The 3,315-nt window shown below is 34.8% G+C and carries 7 protein-coding genes; 3 read left to right on the plus strand and 4 right to left on the minus strand.

Annotation, left to right across the window (positions count from 1 at the left end):
• Positions 1-356: 356 nt before the first annotated feature.
• From AC06OU_RS11260 to AC06OU_RS11275, 4 genes are all read right to left on the minus strand, one after another.
• Positions 357-524, minus strand: coding sequence for a hypothetical protein (locus AC06OU_RS11260; RefSeq protein ID WP_340882927.1), 168 nt, complete (start codon positions 522-524; stop codon positions 357-359).
• The gene (locus AC06OU_RS11265; protein WP_169359975.1) at positions 524-847 is read right to left on the minus strand and encodes a transposase; all 324 of its coding nucleotides are present in this window, start codon (positions 845-847) and stop codon (positions 524-526) included. The genes AC06OU_RS11260 and AC06OU_RS11265 overlap by 1 nt, the downstream gene beginning before the upstream one ends.
• A gap of 72 nt (positions 848-919) precedes the next feature.
• Complete coding sequence (locus AC06OU_RS11270; protein WP_169359974.1) at positions 920-1,096, minus strand: putative motility protein; 177 nt, start codon at positions 1,094-1,096, stop codon at positions 920-922.
• Positions 1,097-1,146: 50 nt separating this feature from the next.
• Positions 1,147-1,596: a Dps family protein gene (locus AC06OU_RS11275; RefSeq protein ID WP_475855844.1), complete on the minus strand. Its 450-nt coding sequence runs from the start codon at positions 1,594-1,596 to the stop codon at positions 1,147-1,149.
• Positions 1,597-1,696: 100 nt separating this feature from the next.
• Here AC06OU_RS11275 and AC06OU_RS11280 point away from each other — a divergent pair, with 100 nt between their 5' ends.
• The 3 genes from AC06OU_RS11280 to AC06OU_RS11290 all read left to right on the plus strand — a co-directional run bounded on the left by AC06OU_RS11280 (position 1,697) and on the right by AC06OU_RS11290 (position 3,193).
• On the plus strand, positions 1,697-1,822 hold the full coding sequence (locus tag AC06OU_RS11280) for a hypothetical protein (protein WP_340882921.1): 126 nt from the start codon (positions 1,697-1,699) through the stop codon (positions 1,820-1,822).
• Positions 1,819-2,052: a membrane protein insertion efficiency factor YidD gene (yidD, locus tag AC06OU_RS11285; protein ID WP_169359972.1), complete on the plus strand. Its 234-nt coding sequence runs from the start codon at positions 1,819-1,821 to the stop codon at positions 2,050-2,052. The genes AC06OU_RS11280 and yidD overlap by 4 nt, the downstream gene beginning before the upstream one ends.
• A 103-nt stretch (positions 2,053-2,155) precedes the next feature.
• Positions 2,156-3,193: a metal ABC transporter solute-binding protein, Zn/Mn family gene (locus AC06OU_RS11290; RefSeq protein ID WP_475855847.1), complete on the plus strand. Its 1,038-nt coding sequence runs from the start codon at positions 2,156-2,158 to the stop codon at positions 3,191-3,193.
• Positions 3,194-3,315: the final 122 nt, after the last annotated feature.

Below are 3,315 nucleotides of genomic sequence, written 5' to 3' on the forward strand. Positions count from 1 at the left end.
GGCACATTCTTTATAAGAAGAAGACCTAAAATGATCATAAAAGTAGGTCCAATTAGTAAAATAAGCTGTTTAACCATATAACCTCCTAATTTTTTTGAAATTTATTAAGCTTTGTTAAAGTTATTGGTTGATTTTGACTAACAATTCTTTTTTATAGTGACTGTAAACATAAACAATTGAACTTTCAAATGGCTATTAAGAACAGATGGCTTATCGCTCACCCCGTGGAAATCGTCCGGCTGGGGCGAAAAATCAATTCTACTCTCTCATCAAAGATTTTTTTGGATTATAAATCAACCCTACCCTTTAACATAGTCATTTATCATAAGAAAAAAGACTTGGTAATGCACCAAGTCTTAACCTTCCCACTTTTCTTGCTCCTGTTGTTTATAATTTTTGCCGCCTTCTTGACTGTTTTGGCCAGCGTTAACCTTTGCCTTGTCTTGTGGGGAAAGATTTAAAAGTGAGCTTGCATTACGGTAAGTTGTTGTATCATTACCTTTTCCATTTACATTTTTAGTCATTATAGATGCCTACTTTCTTTAAAAAATGGAAGCTGTTCAATAAATGCTTGGGATTCTCTGTCACTAAACTCGTGGATTAAAGCATACAGCTTCTTGATTCGGTTGTCGTATTCTTCATTAGAAAAATCATTACTATAATATTTCAATGGCACATGCGCTCTCCAAAAGGTATTCATATCTTTATGATACAGCTGATAAAACAAAGTTTCAAAAACTGGGATAATATCCTGTCTTGCCGTTATCTCATATTCCCATGGCGATTCATCTGGATACAAGTATACTCTCCGTTGACTCAACGAAACGTAAGCTTTAATTTCTGTCATATCACACATCCTTTTTGGTAGTATGTTCCCAAAATAAAAAAACATGCACCATATAAGGTACATGTTTTTCTCTTACGCTTGTACGTCTACTACTGTTCCTTTAAAAGGATGTGTAGCAGGTTGAGGCATACTCTCTAGCATTTCCACTGCTGCTACAGTTTCCATATTAAGTGCATTTTTCATAACACTCATTTGAACCGTTTGTTGTAGCTGTGCTAGCTGAGAAGACATGATGGAGTTAATATCCAAAATAATTCCCCCTTACAAGCTTATTATCGACATAAAGTTCATTTATTCCATTATTTATTGGAATCTCCTAAAAATGCATTTAACATCCATTGGTGTTTCTCGATTTTTTGATAGATGGCATTTAGAACATCCTCTGTCATATCATCTTCATCCTTAGCAGCCTCTTCCATCCCTTTTTTCAAGGACTTCATGATTTTATCAAAATCTTTTACTACTGCTTCTACCATATCCTCAGCAGTTTCTTTGTTATTTGCTTCCTTCACCTCAGAAAGCTCTAAATGCTCTTTTAACGTAGCACTTGGTTTTCCTCCTAAAGTTAATAAGCGCTCTGCTATTTCATCCATATTTAAAGTTGTTTCGTTATATAGTTCTTCAAATTTAGCATGTAGCGTAAAAAATTGTGGCCCTTTTACATACCAATGATAATTATGTAATTTTGTATACATTACTGAAAATGTTGCTACTAGATTATTTAGTTCTTTATTCAATGCTGCTGACATAAAATTGACACTCTCCTCTAAAATTATAGTTGCTTTCTCTTTTCATATACCTCTTATTTTCTTACAATAAACATAAGACATTAAAATGGAGTGAGCTAATATGGTATTTTGGATCTTAGGTATAGCAATTATATTCAGTATTGTTGGTTTTACCTTTCTATATAAATTAGCAACAAAAGAAAATATATCCGCTATTGACCCTAAACCGAAGGATACAGACGTATGAAGCGAATCCTATTAAGTATTTTTCGCTTTTATCAAAAATTTATTTCACCATTGTCTCCACCTAGCTGTCGCTTCTATCCAACATGCTCCCACTATGGAGTTGAGGCTGTAGAAAAACATGGTGCCATAAAAGGTAGCTACCTAACGGTTAAACGTATATCTAAATGTCATCCATTTCATGAGGGTGGATTTGACCCAGTTCCAGAAGAATGGCCTTTGAAGAAAAAATAATTCAAAGGCTATTTTTTCTTGCCTTTTTGAACAAAATAATGTAAGCTAATAAAGTTCTTATTCATTAAAACGTAATCATTACTATTTAGAAAGGTTGATAAATTTGAAACGTCTTTTCCTATTATGCATATTAACGTTTATTTTATTCATCGCTGCTTGTGGGAAGCAAGAAGAAGCAACCACAGCAGAAGATGGCCAATTAGATATATATACCACTGTATACCCGCTCCAATATTTTACAGAACGAATTGGAGGAAATGAAGTAAAGGTACAATCTATTTATCCACCAGGTGCCAATGAGCATACATTTGAACCTACTCAAAAGGATATGATTGCTCTGGCTGATGCTGATTTATTCTTTTACATCGGTTTGGGACTAGAAGGATTTGTGGAAAATGCAAAAAAGACTTTAGCTGAGGAAAATGTAGAAATGGTAGCCGTAATTGATGGTGTGCCAGACAGTGCTTTAAATGTGAACGAGGATGAACATGACCACCACGATAAGGAAGGTACAGATGAACATGATCACGAAGGTCATGAGGAAGATTCTGCAGAAGCAGACGAACATAATCATGATTCGGAAGAAAATGGAGATGAACATGAAGGCCATGACCACGGAGATACGGATCCACACGTATGGATTTCTCCAAAAATCAGTCAAGATCTTGCTTTAACGGTTAAAAACAAGCTAGTAAAAGCTTCACCTGAAAATGAAAAATTATTTGAAGAAAACTATCAAGCACTTGTTAGCGAGCTTCAACAATTAGATACAGACTTTGAAGAAATGTCTCACGCTGCTTCCTCTAAAACGTTTTTTGTTTCCCATGCAGCATTCGGTTATTTAGCAGACACATATGGCCTAGAACAAGTTGCTATTGCGGGCTTAAACTCTCAGCAGGAGCCTTCTCAAAAGGAGCTAACTAAGATCATTGACATGGCCAAAGAGAAAAATGTAGAGTATATTCTTTTTGAACAAAACGTAAACTCTAAGCTAACAGAAGTCATTCAAAAAGAAATTGGAGCAGAAAGTCTAGTGCTCCACAATCTAGGTGTCCTTTCTAAAGAGGATATAGCAAATGAAGAAACCTACTTTACTTTAATGCAAAAAAATCTAGAAACTTTAAAAACGGCTTTAAATTAGAACACTTTTCTAGTTAGAAACGCGAGAATGTTGAATTACCGACATTCTCGCGTTTCTTTTATTATGAAGAGTCACTTTTATTTGTTGATCTAATAATATTAGTGGTGTGACCGACCGATTAT

Source organism: Psychrobacillus sp. (genome assembly GCF_056205495.1).